Consider the following 19,865-nt stretch of genomic DNA (forward strand, 5'->3'; position numbering starts at 1 on the left):
AATTAAAGTCTGCCCTGTTCTGAAGTGGCAGTTCATTTCTTTTTTACAAGGCCAGCTTTAAAGGAGAGTGTATACAATGGATTTAATTATCCCTCTACAATCAGAAAGTCAAACACCTATCTATATACAAATTTACGAGTATATGAAACAAGAAATATTAAAGGGAACACTCCCTTCTGAAACCCGTCTCCCTTCTCATCGAAATTTAGCGTTACAACTTGGTATTAGCCGTATTACAATCGAATCCGCTTATCAACAGTTAGCCGCGGAAGGCTATGTAGAGAGTAAACCAAAGCGCGGTATATTTGTGGCTGAAGTAGATGTAGATGTTATCCCTAATAAACAACAAAAACGATCTTATCCATTAGAAACAACAGGAAACGAACTCATTCATTTTGATTGTAGCCAAGGCAATATCGATCAAACAGCTTTTCCACTCTCAAATTGGAAAAGAGCAATACAAGAATCTTTACTTCAATATGAAAACGACTTATTTACAAAAGAAGATCCACAAGGAGAACAAATACTTCGCGCTCACATTGCAAAGTATTTATATCATGCTCGGGGAGTTCATTGCACACCTAAGCAAATTATTATTGGTGCTGGTACACAACCCCTTCTTTGGCTACTCTTACAATTACTTGGCAAGCAAAAATCATACGCCATAGAAAACCCTGGGTTTCATCGTGTAAAAGCTATCATTCAAAGCTGCGGTCTTCTCAGCTACCCTGTCCCATTAGATGAGAAAGGAATCAACATTTCATCTCTTAATGATTGCAATGCGAACGTTGCTTACGTTACCCCTTCTCATCAATTTCCATACGGCATGATTATGCCTTTATCAAAGCGACTTGAGTTATTAAAGTGGGCCAACGCTAAGCAAGGTTATATTATTGAAGACGATTACGACGGAGAGTTTCGCTACGTTGGAAAACCTATCCCTTCATTACAAGGACTTGATACAAATGAACGTGTTATTTACATGGGGACTTTTTCAAAATCATTTTTACCATCTTTACGAATGGGCTATATCGTTCTTCCTAATCACCTTTTAGAGGCTTATAAGGAACTTGGTGGTATTTTCAAACAAACAGTTTCTAAAATGCAACAGCTTGCTCTTGCTATCTTTATTCAAAAAGGAGATTGGGATCGGCACTTAAACCGCGTTCGTACATTATATAAGAAAAAACATCATAGATTAGTGAAATCACTTATGAACCAAATGGGCACGAATGTCGATATACTTGGAGATCAATCTGGGCTTCACATTGTGCTCCGTGTTCATAACGGCATGACTGAACAAGAACTCATTCAATCAGCTGCTGAAAAACATGTAAAACTTTACCCTCTATCCATATACGATTCAGTAAATAACTTACAAAAAGAAGCTTATGTATTACTAGGCTTTGGAGGGATACCAATCGATTCAATTGAAACTGTTGTAACATTATTAAAAAAAGCTTGGTTTAGACAAAAAAACTGTTCCTCGCACAAATAATTGCAAGGAACAGTTTTTGGTCTAATCATTTGATGTTTGCCCTGAACGTGATGAAATTCCTGGACGTTTCACACCAGTTGTTTCCGTTGAATAAGAAGCTTCAATGATGGCACTTGAATCTACAGAGAGAACGAGATCTTTCATTTTGGGATAAATAAAACGATTTGTAATACAATAGATAATTCTCTGATGTTCCCCTAAAAAACCACCTTCTCCATGTAGATACGTAACAGAAAGTTGTAACTCCTTCATAAGAAGTTCACCAATTTCTTTATTTTTACTCGAAATAATCATGACACTCTTGCCTTGATTAATACCATCTAATATGAAGTCAATCATCTTCGTAACAATATAGAAAATTGCGAGTGAGAACATTGCTTGCTCGATTGAAAATAAAATAGCAACAAACACAAAAATAACAGCATTTACAGCAAGTAAAAATGTACTAATCGGCACTTTAAAATGCTTGTTCATCCAGACCGCTAACATTTCTGATCCGTCAATTGCACCGCCCATCTTCACAACAATTCCAACACCAACCCCAAATAACACTCCGCCATACAAGACAATTAATAATTCAGATGTTGTGATAGCTGGAAATGGCTTTAAGTAGATTAAACCAAGGGTCGTTACAATATTTGCATAGGACGTACGAATAAAGAACTTTTTCCCCATTACTTTTGCAGTAAATAATAAAATAGGAATGTTAAGTCCTAAGAACACACCGTACAACGGCAATCCAGCAACTTTATTTGCCATAATGGAGATAGCTGTTACCCCACCGTCTACTAGTCCATTGGGTGCCAAAATCAACTCCAATGAGCCAGCTACAATAATCGATCCAATTGTTAATAACACATATTCAAATATTTTTTTCATTGATTACCCCCAAAACAGATATATTTTCTTAGTATTATCATACTGAATTTTTTCTGGAAATACAAAGGAATTACTTTATATACACAAACCCTTCACTTTTTTGGTATTTTTTTCAATATTATTTACACTTCAATCTAAAAAACACACTTTTGTAGAAGTGTGTTTTTATGGATTTCCTATTTATTTTTGAAGGAAACTAGATAGAGCCTCTTTTTTAAATTTAAATATTTCATCAACTGCCCTTTTATAGCCACCTGCCGCCTGTAAAGACTCTCCAACTTCGCAGCTATTTTCTTTGAATTTCTTATCATTTATCACTTTCTCTACTACTTCACGTAGCATTTCAACAGTCAACTTAGTACGATCCAACTGAATTCCTGCTCCTAACTCCTCTACTCGTTTAGCTACCAATGGCTGATCTCCCGTAACGGGAATGACAACTAATGGAACACCGTAATATAAAGCCTCACTAGAACTATTCATTCCTCCATGTGTAATAAATACATCTGTATGTTGCAGGACTTGTAACTGTGGTACATAGTTATACACTTGAAAATTTGCTGGAATTTTTTCAAACTGACTTATATTTATTTTTTTACCAACTACTAACAAAACAGTTGCACCAATATCTTGAAATGCATCAAAGCATTTTTCGTATAATTCCGGTTGCTCGTTAAAGACGGTTCCCATTGAAATGAAAATAACTGGCTTCTTTTTTAACCTGGCAACCGAAAAACTCCCAACATCTTTACGTATAGCAATAGATGGACCGACAAATTTATAAGAATTATCAAACACATGGGAATGGGGTTGATATTGTTTAGAAGTATACACAATCGTAATATCTCCTGGATGATTCATAATATCATATAAACTATTGCATTGAATGCCATATTTCTCTTCCCATTTTTGCATCCCTAATACGCAAGATTGATACAATGGAGAGCTTTCATCTATTTTTCTACTTTCAACGTTATCATGAAAAGAAATGTAATGATTAAAAGCAAAAGTTGTACATGAGGATATTTTCGGTAACTGCAACACATTTGCTATAATGTGTCCTACTGCGAAGTGATTATCATACAAAACATAATCATATTGTTCTTCCTTTATTTCCTCTAGAATCTCGCTCACAATGCTATCTGTCGCTGCAATCATTTTAGATAGCATTTCCAAAGGGCTACTCCCTTCATTTATTCGATTCATTATATTGATTTGTGACAGAAAGTTTTCATATGTTCGAAATTCGGCACCTGTTACTTCAATTTTATTTCTATATTCCTCAATACAATACGCAACAACTTCTTCACCTCTTTGTATTAACTCACTTAAAACTGCTATTGTCGGATTAATATGCCCTTCTCCAGGAAAATGAATTACAAGAACTCTCGCCATAATAACCTCTCCTTTTTAATAATTAACAATATTAATCTAATAATTAATTTTATTAATTAATCGATACCTATTATATATGAAAATTTCTTAATTTTTCATATATTATCTTACATTCATTATTGAGAAATATATTTCTAATCAAACTCATTTCATCATTCCCTCTAAAAAATAAATTCAAATTCTTTCGTTCATTTCCTACTCATATATCACTAATATTAAAAATAAAAGATTGAAAAATATTATTCAGATAATTCATATAAAAATGAAGAAATACAATTTTTTATATAACATCAGTACTCAGCTATGTCCCTATCTTTCAAAAATCAAAAAGTAAAATACTTCAAAAACGAACAAGACCACTTCATCATGGTCTTGTAACACTCTTTAAATAATTAAATACACTATTGTTGTGTTCAAATATGTATAATCTAAGTGGATTATCCCTCTTTTTCCATTATGTTATATAATGAATTTATTAACTTTACAGAAAAAGGAGAATCTTCATGTTCCAACAACTCTTTACTTCCCCTATTCTATCAATAGACACATTACATCCAGGATACGAAAATCATGCAAGCGATGTCTGGCTCGTAAAAACAGAGAAGGAAGAAGTAATCGTCCGCACTTCTAAAATGAAAGAGGAACCAAATAATGATTTTTGGTGGGGGTGTAAAAATTTATTTGGAATTGATCCAAGAAACGTACATGATCTCGAGATAATACATACATTGTTACAAAAGCATACAACACTCCCTATTCCGAAAATATTACAGAAACATACATTAGAGCGAGAGTATGTTGTTGTTGAAAAGTTAAACGGTCAAGTACTCACATCATTTATAGGACAACCCGATTCTATCTTATATAACCTTGGAAAAGGCTTAGCACAAATCCATCAGTATAAAGCAAATTATATTGGAAATCCGTCTGGAACTTTTCAAATTCCACTTCATAAATTTCACCAACATATAACAGACGTAAGTAAACAACTTGTAACTATGTTTTACTCTAATAATTCTAAAATAAATGACTCATTCGAAGTTTTTCAATCACAACTTTATGCACTACCGACACCAAAAGAAACAACTCTTATTTTAACCGACATGGACCCAACTCAATTTTTAACAGATGGTATAGAGATTACTGGATTAGTAGATACTGAGGCTTACGTGGTTGCACCAAGAGAGCTTGACTTTATCGGATTAGAATATGTATTTACAGAAAAAGAGGCCAACGCTTTCCGGAAAGGTTACGAAACAATACTGCCCATTCCCTATTTAGAACGATGCAGAGCACCATACCGATATTTATATCGATTATTATCCGTTCAAGGAAATGTGGATTTAGAGGAATGGTTACAACATCCCGCCTTTTTCTAAAATACTCTTCAGAATTCTTGGTGGCATAAAGCACTTGCATCAATGTTATATAATTAAATTAGAAACGAATCAGGAGGAAGCTATTATGCTAGACGAGAATATAAAGCCGGGTGAAGTCATTACTTTTGGTACTTATCCACATACAGCGGAGGGAACAGATAAAACACCGATAAAATGGAGGGTGTTGAAAAGTTCAGATAACGAATTATTTATTTTGAGCGAGTATTTTTTGGACTGCAGAAGATATCATGGCGAGTCAGCGGATATTAAGTGGCGTGATTGCGTGGATATTACATGGCATGACTGTGATTTGCGCAAGTGGCTGAACAGTGAATTCTATAACACCGCATTCACTGCCGCCGAAAAGGAGTTTATAAAGACGACTCATTGCATGGACAATGGAGAAGGCACCCCAGATACCAAGGACAAAGTTTTTTTGCTTAGCGTTACCGAGATAAAGGATTTATCTGATATACACGGCAATGATTTGCGGCGCGCCATTGGAACGGACTTTGCCAAAATTTAAAAAAACGATGGATGTAGCTTATATGTATATGATAAAACGAACAAAGATAACTATATCATCAGAAACGGTGAAGAAGTTGGCTGTTCCTGGTGGTGGCTGCGAACACAAGGAAATAAGCCTTCGCGTGCATTTTTTGTCGGTACAAGTTGCAGTATTCGTAGCTACGCAAATGTCAGTGTGGCTGGTTACGGCGTGCGCCCAGTTTTAAAAATTAATATGAAATAGAAAAGACTGAACCTTAACGATTCAGTCTTTTCTATTTCATTTATTTCTTAATATATTCACAACGGCAGTAGTTTCACCATTTTCCTTATATACACGCGGTATTCTTCTATCTAGCATACAAGTTACTTCATAGTTAATCGTTCCAAGCATATCTGCAATTTCTTCTACAGCGATTTCTTCCTCACCTTGTGTACCATAAAAAACTACTTCATCCCCTACATGTACAGGCATCGCTTTCGTAACATCTAGCATCAATTGATCCATACAAACACGGCCAATTACAGGTACACGAATACCATTTATTAATGCATATCCTTTATTAGACAATTGGCGATTATAACCGTCTGCATAGCCAATCGGAACAGTTGCAATCCATTCTTCACCCGTTGTCACATACGTATTCCCATAACTTACACCACGATTTTTTTTCGCATGTTTAATATGTGCTACTTTTGACTTTAATGCTAATGCTGGCTGCAATGACACAACGGTATGATCTACTTCTTTTGAAGGATACATACCATAAATCCCAATTCCAACACGAACCATATTTTGAAATGTATTGCTTAGTTCCATTGATCCCGCACTGTTTGAACTATGGATATACGGAAGATGAATACCCATTTTCTTCGCTATATCGACAGCCTTCTCGAATAAACTTGTTTGCATATTTGTATATGTTTTATCTATTTCATCAGCTGTAGAATAATGTGTAAATATACCTTCTACTTCCACATACTTCATGTTTTTTAGTTCTTCTAAAAACGGCACGATTTCTTCTTCTTGCAAACCGATACGGCTCATTCCTGTATCGATTTTTACTTGAATACGCGCTTTTTTTCCAATTTCCTTAGCATTTTCATTAATTTCTTTTAAATCTTCTATTCTATATACCGTCATCATAATATCATATTCAACAGCATCTTTAGCAGCTTCTACTGGTGTATACCCTAAAATTAATATCGGTACAGAAATTCCTGCCTCGCGTAGCTCAATACCTTCATCTACAAAAGCAACAGCAAGTTGATTCACTCCTGCCTCAATTGCTGCTTTTGCGACTTCAACCGCCCCGTGTCCGTATGCATTTGCTTTTACAGCTGCCATCATTTCAATATTTTTATCGTTTACACGTTTTTCAAATTCTCTTACATTATGTTTTATAGCATCTAAATTTACTTCAACAATTGTATCTCTTCCATATCTCGAACTCATTGGTCTAAACTCCTAACTCAATAATTGCTTTCCATTCTATTTCTCGTTTCATATGACCTTTTACAATATAATACTTTTCATTTTTCTAGTCAAACTACTAGAATTTTCAAAATTTTTAATGTGATATAATACTCTCAAGAAACTATTATATATGGAGATAAGGAGAATTACAATGTTTGTTCAAGCTGGATTGCATCAACTTAAATGACACTAAACTCCTTTAATGCATAGGCTATCCCGCCTTCACTTGCCTTTTTTGTAACAAAGTCTGCCTTTTCCTTTAGCCTTTCTCCTCCATTTCCCATCGCAATTCCTAACCCTACATACTCTAACATATCAACATCATTTCCACCGTCTCCAAAAGCAATTGCTTCCGATTTACAAACATTTAGATATTCCAATACCTTTTTAATAGCTGTTAACTTCGAAACTTCAGTATCTTCAAGTACATTCATCACATAGTTATGAAAACGCTCAAATTTAAGATTCGGAAATTTTTCTAGAAATTTTTGAGCTTCTGTTTCATCTGCATACAAGCACACACAATACACCTCTCCTAAAAGTGATTTCATCTTTTCAGGATATTGTTGTAGATGCAAAGTCTCTTTTAGCGCTTTCATTACCCGTTCATCATTAGAAGCTACACCATTCATTGCGAACTCCTCTGTAAAATAAGAAACACTATGACCATTTATCTCAGCAAAAGTTGTGATATCATGAACTGTTTCTCTCGAAAGCACTGATTTATGTATAACTGTGTCATTACATTTGATATGTGCACCATTTGCGGAAATAAACGTATCAACACCTAACTCTTTAAATTCTAAACATAAACTGTAAGGCCTTCCTGTTGTAACTACTACTTTGATACCTTTATCAATTACTCTCCGTATGGCTTCTTTCGTACTTGCATGCATACTTCTATCAATTTCACTTAATAAAGTGCCATCAACATCAAAAAAGACAACTTTATACATATTACCTCTTCTCTCCCATTAACAAATTTCTTTATACTAATACAATTGTAAATATAATTTTCCGTCATATCAAAACAAAAAAGCAATTCTTCATTTATCATAAAGAATTGCTTTTACTTACAAATATTATTTTTCTTCCACACTACCTCTTACTTTTCCTCCAACTCCCCAATGCGAACCCGGGATTTCATTTACTAGTACACGTACACGTTCAGCGTCCACATTCAAACTTTTCGCGACTGCATCTGTAACATTTGAAATGAGATCGTGAATCTGCTCCTGTTTTCTACCCTCAATCACTTGAATTTGTACAATTGGCATATCCATCTCTCACTTTACTGTTTATTCACAAAACATCGATACACTACCTAAACCATCAAACTGCGCAATCATAGCGTCACCAGCTTTGAAAGCAACTGCTTCAGACAACGCTCCACTTAGCACAATATCACCCTTTTTTAACCCTTCATCTTGTAACCCAAGCTTATTTACTGCCCAAGCAATTGCCGATGCAGGATGCCCAAGTACAGCTGCTCCTGTTCCCGTTGTAGCCACTTTACCGTTTTTCGACATCACCATTCCAACATTGGCTAAGTCTACTTCCTGAGTGTTAACCCACTTACTTCCTAGTAAAAATTTTGAAGATGAACAATTATCTGCAATTACATCAGGTAATGTAAACTTAAAATTCAGATAACGACTATCGATAATTTCCAACGCTGGCGTAACATATTTTGTTGCCTTTAATACATCAGCTGCTGTAACGTTAGTGCCTTGTAAATCCTCTCCCATTAAAAAGGCAATCTCCGGCTCTACTTTTGGATGAATCAATGATTCATACTGAACCGGAACCCATTCAAAAGCTAACATATTATCTAATAAATAACCGTAAATCGCTTCCTCGATCCCCATCATTTGTTGCTTCGCTTTACTCGTTAATCCAAGCTTTATACCAACTCGTTTGGATCCCTTTTTTATCTTTTGTTCAATTAATCGTTTTTGTAATATGTAAGCATCTTCTACTGTTAAATCAGGATGCTGATCCGTTACCTTTACCACTTCTTTTCGTTCTCTCTCTGCCTGAAGTAAATATTCAATAATCTCTGAATCTGCGCCTTTAACTAAAGCCATATTTTACACCTCCATTTTTCTCTTCGCTAATTCAGCTGCTACATCCAAAATCATATCTTCTTGTCCACCAACTACTTTTCGTCTACCAAGTTCTATTAAAATATCACGAGCATCTACATTAAATCTATGAGCAGCTCTCTCAGCATGTAGTAAGAAGCTTGAATATACACCAGCATATCCCATAACTAGACTGCCTTTTTGGATTTCTTGCGGTCCTGGTAACAAAGGAGCAACAATGTCTTCTGCCAAGTCCAGCATTTTATACAAATCTATATCTAACTTATATCCCATCCGATCTAGCACAGCTAATAATACCTCTGTTTGTGCATTCCCTGCCCCTGCTCCAAGACAACGGACACTGCCATCAATGCGCGTTGCCCCTTCTTCAATTGCAGCAATTGTATTTGCTACTGCAACAGAAAGATTATTATGACCATGAAAACCAATTTCGATATTTAAAGATTGACGTAATGCCTGAATACGTTCCCGTACTTCATGTGGTAATAAAGCTCCAGCTGAATCCGTTACATAAACAGCTTGTGCCCCGTAACTTTCCATAAGCTTTGCTTGTTCTACTAATTTTTCAACAGGGGCAGAATGTGCCATCATTAAAAATCCGCATACTTCCATACCTAACTCCCGTGCAAAATGAATATGTTGTGCAGAAACATCCGCTTCCGTTACATGAGTTGCTACACGAACAAAGCTTGCTCCAATACTTCGTGCTTGTTTTAATTCATGGATTGTACCAATTCCAGGAATAAGTAAAACAGCTACCTTGGCCTGTTTACACTCTTCTACTGCTACTTCAATGAGTTTCATTTCATCTACTAACGATTTTCCATATTGCAGCGTAGAACCACCTAATCCATCTCCATGGCTAACTTCAATATAATGCATACCAGCCTCATCCAACGCTCTAGTGACAGAACGAACTTGTTCCTCTGTAAATTGATGCCTCATCACATGACTTCCATCACGCAAACAAACTTCCGTTATTTTAATTGGCATATCGCTATTTCGTTTCATTCATTACACCTCGCTTCTGCTCCCTGATTATTCGTGCTGCAAACCTCTCACCAACTTTCAATGCCGCTGCTGTCATAATATCTAAATTACCAGCGTAATGAGGAAAGTAATCCCCAGCTCCTTCTACCTCTAAAAATACAGTCACACGGTTCCCATCAAACATCGGTTCTTGTTTTAAAGCATATCCTGGAACATACGATTTCACTACTTCAATCATCTTGTAGATTGCTTGACTAATTGATAATTCATCCATATGCTTAACTTCACAATATACTGTATCTCTCATTAAGATAGGGGGATCTGCAGGATTTAATATAATAAGTGCTTTTCCGTAATCAGCTCCCCCAATTTCTTCAATTCCCCGCTTTGTTGTAATTGTAAATTCATCGATATTTGCCCGTGTACCTGGGCCTGCACTTAAACTAGAAATTGTAGCAACTATCTCCGCGTACGTAACATCCGCCACTTCGTTAATAGCATGAACAATTGGAATTGTTGCTTGCCCACCACATGTAATCATATTGACGTTTCGCGCATCTACATCATTACCTTCTTGTATAGCTGGACAAACAAATGGTCCACATGCCGCTGGTGTCAAATCTATTACTAACTTCCCTAACTCTTTTAAAACTTCTGCATGATACATATGAGCTTTCGCTGAAGTAGCATCAAATATAATATCCGCTATGCTAGGGTTCTCAATGATTGCTTGTATACCAGTATCAAAAATCTCATACCCTTCTTTCTTCGCTCTCTTTAATCCGTCTGATTCAGAATCTATCCCTATCATAGCAGCCATTTCAATGACTTCACTTTTTCTTACTTTATACATTAAATCCGTACCGATATTTCCAGAGCCTATAATAGCCGCCTTCACTTTTCCCACATATATTCCCCTCCTTTTCAAACAACCATAGAATTATACAAATTTAATAGACACTGAACCAAGAGAGCCAAAATCAGCTTGAATAACATCATTACATTCAACCGAAACAGCTCCTGATAATGCACCTGGTAAAATTAATTCTCCAGCTTTCAATGAAATTTGAAATTCGCTAAGTTTATTCGCTAACCAAGCAACAGCTTGCGCAGGATGCCCTAATGCCGCTGCTCCTGCACCAGTAGCAATTAAACTATTATTTTTATAGAGCGTCATTCCAGCTGTACGCAAATCTACTTCTGATACGTTTGAAAACTGATTACCAACCACAACTTTCGCTGATGAGCCGTTATCTGCTACTGTATCAACGAGCTTAATCTTCCAATCTGCAATACGACTATCAATGATTTCAAGCGTAGGTACAACATACTTCGTTGCCATTAACACATCCACATATGTAATATTAGGTCCACTTAAATCCTCTGCTAAAACAAATCCAATTTCCGCCTCTACTTTTGGGGATACAAATGAATCTACTGAGATTACACTTCCACTTTCTACTTTCATATCATCTAGCAAATGTCCGTAATCCGGTTCATCTACTCCAAGCATTCGCTGCATTGCATCACTCGTAAGTCCGACTTTCTTTCCAATCACCGTACGGCCTTGTTTTAACTTTTGTCCCACTACTTCGAGCTGAATGTTATACGAATCTGAAACTGATAGATTTGGATATCTTTCCGTAAAAGGAGAAATTGGTTTACATGATTGTTCTGCCTGCAATAATTCATCTGCTAATTTCTTTACTAACACTTGCATATATCTCACCTCATTTTTAAAATCTATATTTATAACACATCAGTGGAAATACTATTCCACTGATGGAAGATTCACTTTATAATTTCATCGTAACTGTCTTTGCTTCTGTATAAAATTCAAAGCTGTGTCGTCCACCTTCGCGGCCAATACCACTTGCCTTAGAACCACCAAATGGGGTACGCAAATCTCGCACATACCAACAATTAATCCATAATAGTCCTGAATCAATTTGCGAAACAACTCGCTGTGCTCTTCTCAAATCATTTGTCCAAACAACTCCTGCTAAACCATAAATAGAATCATTTGCGATACGAATTGCATCTTCTTCTGTTTTAAATGGTATAACAACTAAAACTGGACCAAAAATCTCTTCTTGAGCTACACGCATACAATTATCAACATCATATAGTACAGTTGGTTCATAGAAATTCCCTTGTGCTAAACTTTCGATTCTTTTTCCGCCGTGAGCTAATTTCGCTCCTTCTGAAAGACCTATTTGTACGTATTGATCAACTGTTTCTAAATGTGATTTTGAAACCAGTGCTCCCATATCTGTATCTTCATCAAGAGGATCTCCTACTTTTATCTTTTTCACCGCTGTTATAAACTTCTCTAGAAATTGTTCATAGATGCTTTCTTGCACAAGCAACCTAGAACCAGCTAAGCAAATTTCTCCTTGATTTCGGTAAATTGCTTCAACTGATCCTTGTACCGCTTCATCTAAGTCAGCATCTTCGAATACAATATTTGCTGATTTCCCGCCTAATTCTAATGAAACTGGTATTAAATTTTCCGAAGCATTCCGCATAATCGTTTTTCCTGTATTACTCTCTCCAACAAATGAAATACGTCTTACAGAGGAGTGCGTCGTCATTTTCGTTCCTACCGTACTTCCTGGTCCTGTAATGATATTTAATACACCTGGAGGTAACCCAGCCTCATTCGCAATTTCGCCAAGCATGATTGCACTTAGTGGCGTGTATGATGCTGGTTTTACAACGACTGTATTACCAGCAGCTAACGCAGCTGACGCCTTCCATGTCATCTGCATAAATGGTAAATTCCAAGGAATAATTAAGCTCGTTACCCCTGCTGGTGCATATTTTGCATACGACATAAAGTTATGTTTATCATAATGTTCATGCACCATATACTTTGCCATCTCAGCAAAGAAACGAAAATTATGGGCAGACCGCGGAATATCAAAGCCACGACTTTCTTTTATTGGTTTTCCGACATCAAGTGTCTCTATATACGCTAATTCATCTACCTTGTCCATAATCAAATCTGACATTTTGCATAAAATAGCTGAGCGTTCTTCCACAGGCATTTTACTCCAGATACCACTTGTAAATGTGCGCCCTGCCACGTCTATTGCTCGCTTAGCGTCCTCTTCATTTGCTTGTGCAACAGAGGCAAGCTTGCTATTTGTTGATGGATTGAATGTATCAAACGTTTCGCCGGACAGCGCATCAACATATTGACCATCAATAAATAACTTTGCATCTTTTACTTTTATTTTTTCAGCTAATAGTTCTTTATTCATATTCTTGCCTCCTACTCTTCAATTTCTAAAATCATCTCGATTTCAATTGTTGTATTATTTGGTAATTGAGCCATTCCCACAGCCGAACGAGCATGTTTCCCCTTTTCTCCAAAAACGTCTACTAATAAATCTGATGCCCCGTTCATCACTTTTGGTTGATCAATAAAATCTTCCGTACTATTGATAAAACCAAGTAACTTCACAACTCGTTTTACCTTATTTAAATCACCTAGTTCATTCTTTACGACACTTAATAAGTTCAACATTGACTGTCTTGCTGCCTTATATCCATCTTCTATTGATACATCCTTACCTAATTTCCCGTGGTACTGGTCAACACCTTGTCCAGCTGTAAATAATAAATTCCCTACTCTTACACATCCAACATAATTCCCCACCACTGGACGAATAGCTGGTAGCATGAGTCCCATTTCATTTAATTTACTCTCTGGTGTTTGTACTTTTTGCATATACTACACCTCTTTTTTTCATATCAATATTTAAGAAGTTCGCTGCATTTCCGCCAAGCATCGCTTCCTTTTGCTCCTCTGATAACTCAAGTGTCTCATCAATTACTTTACCTGGATGAATCTCTCTTAGTAAAAATGGATAATCCGATCCCATAAAAATCTTTTCGTGCCCAAATCGCTCAATCATATATTTAAGATTCATAGGATCATAGTTTAGAGAATCGAAATAAAATTTCTTTGCGTAATAGCTAGGCGGATATGTAGTTAACCTTAGATGTGGCCATACTTGCCAGCCTTGATCTAATCGCGGCAAAATATAAGGGAAAGAACCTCCACCATGAGCAAAACAAATCTTTAACCCTGGAAATTTCTCCATCATGCCGCTCCAAATAAGTGTAGCTGCTGCAAGAGCTGTTTCACTCGGCATCCCAACGGTATACATAAAATTATGATGTGGCATTCTATCTCGTCCTAACGTTTCCCACGGGTGAATAAAAATTGGCACCTGCCATTTTTCAGCCATTCGGAAAAATTCGATAAATGAAGGATCATCCAAATTTTTTCCATTTACATTCGTTCCAATTTCAATTCCATGTAACTGTAATTCCTTTATGCATCGCTCCATCTCACGAACTGCGGTTTCTCCATCTTGCATCGGCACTGTCCCTAACCCAACGAAACGATCTGGATATGCGGCGACTGTTTCCGCAATAAAATCATTTTGAATACGCGCCATTGCTTCAGCTTCTTCTGGTTTTGCCCAATAAGAAAATGTAACAGGGATCGGTGATAATACTTGTATATCAACACCTTCGCGGTTCATATCTTCAATTCTTTTCTCCGGACACCATACTTGGTCTGTCACATCACGAAAATTCTTCCCTCCAACCATAATCGCCGCACCACATGTACAGGTTCGATTTAATATCGGCCACCGACCACCACCAAACTTCTCTTCAAAATCCGGAAATATCTCAGGAATAATATGTGTATGAAAATCTATTCGCACTTCCATTCCTCCACTTCTTCCGGCATAATATGTCCACAGTTTTTACACGCTCGAATTTCTTTATTTGAATTAAAGCTATGAATTGCTTCTTTTACTTGTTTTTCAATATCGCTTAATTGAACGCGTACACGATGCATTTCATGATTACATTCATCACAGAACCAAACAAAATCTTCAAGTTCTCCTTGCTTACGCTTTCTTTCAATTACTAATCCATATGTGTCTGCAACGCGATGCGGTGAGTGCGGTACCATAGCTGGCAACATAAACACGTCACCTTCTTTCACTGTAACGACTTCACGTTTTCCTTCTTCCGTAATACATTCCACATAACATTCACCTTTTATTTGATAAAAGAATTCATCTGAAGGATCCACATGGAAATCACGTCTTTTATTTGGTCCCCCTAAAATCATGGCAATAAACTCTGAATCTTGCCAAATCACCTTGTTATTCACCGGTGGTTTCAATAACTCCTTATTTTCATCAATCCATTTTAGTAAATTAAAAGATTGTAATGTTTTTGACATATTTTTTCCTCCTTATAATTCATTCATATTGTTTTCATAGGCCATCCTAATAAGGAATGAGACCTCTGTAATTCTCCTTGAAATAAATGATTCCGGATCCTCGTTGAAGAAATTCGTTCCCCATCTTCACAACAAATCTCTTCAACAATAGAAACATCGAAATATTTTTTCAGTAGCTCTATACTCCCCACTCGATTTTTTCCAAATCGAAAATCTTCTCCTACATAAATTTTAGCTAGACATAATCTTTGTAACTCTTGAATAAAGTGACTAGCCGTTCTCTTTACATACGATTCATCAAAACGAATCACAATTACATGTTCAACCCCAAGCTCTTCAAATCGATTTAATTTCTCATCGATTGATGTTAATACTTGAGCTCCTTGAAAATAAGCACGTGGTGGTGGATCAAATGTATACACGACATTTGTAATCTGTAGTTCTTTAGATTTCTCTACCGCATTTCTAATAACTGTCTGATGTCCTTTATGAACACCATCAAAAGCACCGATTGAGATAATTGATTTTGTTAATTCAGGTATGCGATGATCATGTATATAAATGATTTTCACCTCTCTTTTACAATCGGAATCAAATATCCAAATAACCGAATTCCTTTGAAATCAAGTTTGCCGTATTCATTACACTTCGAATCATGATTTGGCGATTGCTTCCTTGCATATACGATATGGGGCCAACAATATTAAGAGCAGCAACGGTTCTTCCCGTATAAGAACGGATAGGAGCTGCAATACCATATAAACCGTGCTCATTTTCGTTATCACTTATGGAATATCCCTGCTCACGAATTGTCTGTAACTCCTTTTGAAATTTTTTCATACAAGTAATCGTATTTGGTGCCCTTGGCAAAAGCCCATGTTCTGAAGTGTACTCTAAGGAAGAAGGGTTAAATGAAAGAAGTACTTTCCCTGTACTTGTACAATATGCGGGCTTTCTAGATCCAACATGAGTTGAAATTTGAACTGAATCCTTTGATGAAACTTTCAAAATAAATACAACGTCCCCACGGTCAAACATACCGATATGCACTGTTCCATTAAATTTCTTCACAAGTTCCTCTACAATTGGAATTGCCCCACTATAAATTTCTTGTTGAAACATTACTTGATTGCCCCACTCTAACAATTTCCAACCTAATCGGTATTTTCTTTGTTCATCTCGAATGAGCATCCCTTCTTCACATAATGTACGAACAAGATGGTGAACTGTACTAGGATTCATATTTAATTTCGCTGCAATTTCAGAGTTTCCTAATACTGGATCATCACCAGTGAAACAATTTAGAATTTTACAAATTTTACTGATAGAAGCGATCAAAACAACTTACCTCCCCTATTCCAGTTACATATTTTCAGGTTCATATATAGCTAAACATATAAGAAGATTTACACCCTAACAGTAAAATTCTTGTTATCTATTTGTTGCTCCTTCCTTTTCCATTTAAAAATGTAAGCGCAATCATTTAAGAGTTAACTTAATGCACTTTCAGACGAACTTGTTTGCAAGGCATTATTCACAAGCGATAGAGATTGTTGTTTTTTATACGCATTATAGAACATACCCATTTTTCGAACTGGGTCGCCGGAATAATAACGTTCATATTGCAATAAACGTTGTCCAAAAGCTTCGCCACATAAATCCCAAGCTAATTTAAATAAGCGCACACGTTCCTCAGAAGATACCCCTTCACGCCCGATATAATATTTATGCATATCATCTTGAATCTCCGGATTCATAAAATCAGCACCTGTTGGTGACATTAACAGTCCACCAGCACCAATGGTTTGGATAATTTCAATAGCCCGTGGATACATTTTTGGTAATAAACTACGTATTGTATCAAGAGGTAGCCTTGCAGGAACAGCTTCTCCATATGCATTCGTTTCATACTCATATTCTGCTACTTGTAAGAGCGCACGAATTGTTTCTACATCTTGCATAAGTTCCGCTAGCTGATTTTGTACATTTAAAAAACCATCCACTCCAATTGAATCTGCCAGCTTTATAGCTACTTCAGCTGCAAAAGAAAGTTTCACCAGGCCTCTTACTCCCGATTGATGTGCAGGCTGATGCCCAATTCCTGTTTTCGGATACAGTTGATTCCCAGCTTCTACACTTTGATAAATGAATACTTTATCCCAAGGGATGAATACATTACGAAAAACAAGTAATGCATCCATTTCCTCGAATCTTGATGCCAGTGGATGGTCAAATAAAGAACGTTTACCATCTTGCATTGGCTCGCGACAAAGAATCCTTAATCCTGGTGCATCAATTGGAACTGCAAAAGAAATCGCATGACGTTCATCACCTGGTTTAAAACTTGGATAGGAGTAAATGATTACTTCATCTGTAATTGGGGCAAGTGTCGCTAGCATTTTCGCACCACTTACATACATTCCTTCCGCTGTTTCTTTCACTACACCTAAATGCATCGTTGCATCTTCTTGCTGGTGCGAAGCTTTGCTTCGATCATTTTGTGGATTAATAATCGCATGCGTTAAAAACAAATCTTGATCACGTATATGTCTATAATAATTTTTTATATTTTTCCCCCATTCAGGATCGAATTTTTCAAAGAACCAAGAGTTACTTGCCATTGAAGTGACCGTAACATTTAAAAAGTCCGGCGTTCTTCCCATTAAACCAAACGTCGCTTTTGCCCACACCTCAAATAATTCTCGGCGTGATTTTAAATCCTCATAATTTCTTGGTACTAAAAATGCATTCGAAACCCGTTCCCCTGTCTCTTCACATATGTGAGTAATTTTATCTTGATATTTTGGATCATGTTGCATATCATATAGGTTTGCAATTTGTAAAATTGGTTCCCGAAAAACATCTTCATTTACAACATCCGTTACCCTTCTTCCACCAATCCAAATTTCAGGATTTCTCGCCTTTAATCCTTCGATATACTGAGCCCCTGTTCGAATCGCCATGTTTTCCCCTCCAATATATACATTTTGAAGTTTACTATACAAATAAATTTAGAAATTCTAGTCACCCTCTTCAATCGACAGAATTTTAAATTATTATAAACCAAACTCAAGTCAAAACTACTACCTTATTTCATATTATGAAATTCTAGTAATTTTTTTAAGAGACATATAAAAAAGGAACAGTTTCCCTGCTCCTTTCACATCATCCATTCACCTTCTCCGCATCCCAGTAATACTTACTAAATGCCTCTGTTAAAACATCAATGGTGTTATACAGCTCTTCCAACGTATTATCAACACCACCAACTTCAATAAGCATGGCATTTTGAGATAAATCTTGATTATAAACCCCATTTCCGTCCTTTTTATATTTCGGGAAAATCCCTCTACTTAATCCGTAATAATTTTCATCTAAATATGAATTTATTGCTCTTGCAATCTTTTCATTATGGGAGCGTCCTTTATTCTCCATTCCAATAATAAAATACAGTCTCGCATAAGATTTTCCATTAATTACTTTTGTCGTCACATTCTTTCGCTGATCATCTCTATGAATATCAATCGGAAACATAATATTTTTATTTTGTGCCAACGCTTCTTTCACATATCCATGAGATGCGGTATATGCTTGATACCATTTCCATTTCTTATTCGCTAATAAATCCCCCATGTTTGTTTTATCATGAAGAACCGGTATTCCCTGTCCCTCCAACTGTTCTTTTAGACGTTCCCCTAAAAGCGAAACATTCACATCAGGACTTGACGGATTTTTCGCCCCAGGTAACAGTGGATAAAAGGATTCCCAGCTATGTGTGTGATAAATATATACAGCTTTTTCACCTTTTACATCACTTTTATTTTTTTGTATGGGATTCTTTTTGTCTGCTTCTGTGACTTTATCTTTTGCCACTTCCCGCTCTTTCGTTACCTCTTCAATCGGGACACTCGATTCATTCGGAATATTCGTATAATCCGTTCCTTCTCCAGCTACGATAATATGAGAATAGTACTTTGACATCCCCGGTACTTCTTTCCCAACAAACGTCCTTAAATCTTGTATTTTAAGGTCCGTTGCAATAGAAAATAATACATTCCCAATTGATTCTCGTTTATTTGTTTTAAAATAATCCGATGCGAAATAGCGATTCTCACTCTCAAACATTTGCACAAAACCTTGCATCGAAACTTTACCAAACCACTGACTCGCATAATAAGATTTCATTGTATGTAAAAATGAAGTTACAATAGACGCCGCTACTATCACTACAAATACATATGATAAGATTAAAAATAAAAATTTCTTTCCATGTATACGAGTTGCATATTTTTTCAATGTATCACCCTCTTTATACATGGTTATGTACAAGCTTTATATAATATACATTTTCACTAGACTT

General features: G+C 36.3%; 19 protein-coding genes and 1 pseudogene. 3 read left to right on the top strand and 17 right to left on the bottom strand.

What is annotated here, in order from left to right; all coding sequences use genetic code 11:
* Positions 1 to 76 precede the first annotated feature (76 nt).
* On the top strand, positions 77 to 1,498 hold the full coding sequence (pdxR, locus tag KFD70_RS14800; protein ID WP_336453663.1) for a MocR-like pyridoxine biosynthesis transcription factor PdxR: 1,422 nt from the start codon (positions 77 to 79) through the stop codon (positions 1,496 to 1,498).
* Between the two features lie 21 nt (positions 1,499 to 1,519).
* Here the strand turns inward: pdxR and KFD70_RS14805 are convergent, their stop codons facing one another.
* Both KFD70_RS14805 and KFD70_RS14810 read right to left on the bottom strand, forming a co-directional pair.
* Positions 1,520 to 2,377, bottom strand: coding sequence for a YitT family protein (locus tag KFD70_RS14805; protein ID WP_336453664.1), 858 nt, complete (start codon positions 2,375 to 2,377; stop codon positions 1,520 to 1,522).
* 180 nt (positions 2,378 to 2,557) lie between these two features.
* Positions 2,558 to 3,772 carry a macrolide family glycosyltransferase gene (locus tag KFD70_RS14810; protein WP_336453665.1) on the bottom strand — a complete coding sequence of 405 codons (1,215 nt, stop codon included), beginning with the start codon at positions 3,770 to 3,772 and terminating at the stop codon, positions 2,558 to 2,560.
* A gap of 503 nt (positions 3,773 to 4,275) precedes the next feature.
* Here KFD70_RS14810 and KFD70_RS14815 point away from each other — a divergent pair.
* Together KFD70_RS14815 and KFD70_RS14820 are read left to right on the top strand one after the other, a co-directional pair.
* Complete coding sequence (locus KFD70_RS14815; protein WP_336453666.1) at positions 4,276 to 5,151, top strand: phosphotransferase; 876 nt, start codon at positions 4,276 to 4,278, stop codon at positions 5,149 to 5,151.
* Positions 5,152 to 5,236: 85 nt separating this feature from the next.
* Positions 5,237 to 5,902: pseudogene (locus KFD70_RS14820) on the top strand (DUF6273 domain-containing protein).
* 36 nt (positions 5,903 to 5,938) lie between these two features.
* On the opposite strand, the gene alr reads toward KFD70_RS14820, so the two are convergent.
* The 15 genes from alr to spoIIP form a co-directional block, all read right to left on the bottom strand.
* On the bottom strand, positions 5,939 to 7,114 hold the full coding sequence (gene alr / locus KFD70_RS14825) for an alanine racemase (RefSeq protein WP_336453667.1): 1,176 nt from the start codon (positions 7,112 to 7,114) through the stop codon (positions 5,939 to 5,941).
* A gap of 200 nt (positions 7,115 to 7,314) precedes the next feature.
* On the bottom strand, positions 7,315 to 8,091 hold the full coding sequence (locus KFD70_RS14830) for a Cof-type HAD-IIB family hydrolase (protein ID WP_336453668.1): 777 nt from the start codon (positions 8,089 to 8,091) through the stop codon (positions 7,315 to 7,317).
* A 126-nt stretch (positions 8,092 to 8,217) separates the two neighbouring features.
* Positions 8,218 to 8,412 (bottom strand): 4-oxalocrotonate tautomerase, encoded by a 195-nt coding sequence (locus KFD70_RS14835; protein WP_336453669.1) that lies wholly within the window; start codon positions 8,410 to 8,412, stop codon positions 8,218 to 8,220.
* A 21-nt stretch (positions 8,413 to 8,433) separates the two neighbouring features.
* A complete protein-coding gene (locus tag KFD70_RS14840) occupies positions 8,434 to 9,222 on the bottom strand; it encodes a 2-keto-4-pentenoate hydratase (RefSeq protein ID WP_336453670.1) in 789 nt (262 codons plus the stop codon).
* Between the two features lie 3 nt (positions 9,223 to 9,225).
* Complete coding sequence (gene dmpG / locus KFD70_RS14845; RefSeq protein ID WP_336453671.1) at positions 9,226 to 10,251, bottom strand: 4-hydroxy-2-oxovalerate aldolase; 1,026 nt, start codon at positions 10,249 to 10,251, stop codon at positions 9,226 to 9,228.
* Entirely contained in the window at positions 10,238 to 11,137 is a 900-nt protein-coding gene (locus tag KFD70_RS14850) for an acetaldehyde dehydrogenase (acetylating) (RefSeq protein WP_336453672.1), read from the bottom strand. Before KFD70_RS14850 ends, dmpG begins: the two co-directional genes overlap by 14 nt.
* Positions 11,138 to 11,170: 33 nt before the next feature.
* A complete protein-coding gene (locus KFD70_RS14855; RefSeq protein ID WP_336453673.1) occupies positions 11,171 to 11,950 on the bottom strand; it encodes a 2-keto-4-pentenoate hydratase in 780 nt (259 codons plus the stop codon).
* A gap of 76 nt (positions 11,951 to 12,026) precedes the next feature.
* On the bottom strand, positions 12,027 to 13,496 hold the full coding sequence (locus KFD70_RS14860) for an aldehyde dehydrogenase (protein WP_336453674.1): 1,470 nt from the start codon (positions 13,494 to 13,496) through the stop codon (positions 12,027 to 12,029).
* A gap of 11 nt (positions 13,497 to 13,507) precedes the next feature.
* On the bottom strand, positions 13,508 to 13,966 hold the full coding sequence (locus KFD70_RS14865) for a RidA family protein (protein ID WP_336453675.1): 459 nt from the start codon (positions 13,964 to 13,966) through the stop codon (positions 13,508 to 13,510).
* Positions 13,938 to 14,981 (bottom strand): amidohydrolase family protein, encoded by a 1,044-nt coding sequence (locus KFD70_RS14870; protein ID WP_336453676.1) that lies wholly within the window; start codon positions 14,979 to 14,981, stop codon positions 13,938 to 13,940. The genes KFD70_RS14865 and KFD70_RS14870 overlap by 29 nt, the downstream gene beginning before the upstream one ends.
* Positions 14,966 to 15,505, bottom strand: a complete 540-nt coding sequence (gene nbaC / locus KFD70_RS14875) for a 3-hydroxyanthranilate 3,4-dioxygenase (protein WP_336453677.1) — start codon at positions 15,503 to 15,505, stop codon at positions 14,966 to 14,968. Before nbaC ends, KFD70_RS14870 begins: the two co-directional genes overlap by 16 nt.
* A 23-nt stretch (positions 15,506 to 15,528) precedes the next feature.
* Positions 15,529 to 16,077 (bottom strand): FAD synthetase, encoded by a 549-nt coding sequence (locus KFD70_RS14880; RefSeq protein WP_336453678.1) that lies wholly within the window; start codon positions 16,075 to 16,077, stop codon positions 15,529 to 15,531.
* A 19-nt stretch (positions 16,078 to 16,096) separates the two neighbouring features.
* Positions 16,097 to 16,843, bottom strand: coding sequence for an IclR family transcriptional regulator (locus KFD70_RS14885; RefSeq protein ID WP_336453679.1), 747 nt, complete (start codon positions 16,841 to 16,843; stop codon positions 16,097 to 16,099).
* A 152-nt stretch (positions 16,844 to 16,995) separates the two neighbouring features.
* The gene (locus KFD70_RS14890) at positions 16,996 to 18,468 is read right to left on the bottom strand and encodes a 4-hydroxyphenylacetate 3-hydroxylase family protein (protein WP_336453680.1); all 1,473 of its coding nucleotides are present in this window, start codon (positions 18,466 to 18,468) and stop codon (positions 16,996 to 16,998) included.
* Positions 18,469 to 18,670: 202 nt separating this feature from the next.
* Entirely contained in the window at positions 18,671 to 19,822 is a 1,152-nt protein-coding gene (gene spoIIP / locus KFD70_RS14895; RefSeq protein WP_336453681.1) for a stage II sporulation protein P, read from the bottom strand.
* Between the last annotated feature and the right edge of the window lie 43 nt (positions 19,823 to 19,865).

It is taken from the genome of Bacillus pfraonensis (assembly GCF_050768835.1).
Lineage (GTDB): Bacteria > Bacillota > Bacilli > Bacillales > Bacillaceae_G > Bacillus_A > Bacillus_A pfraonensis.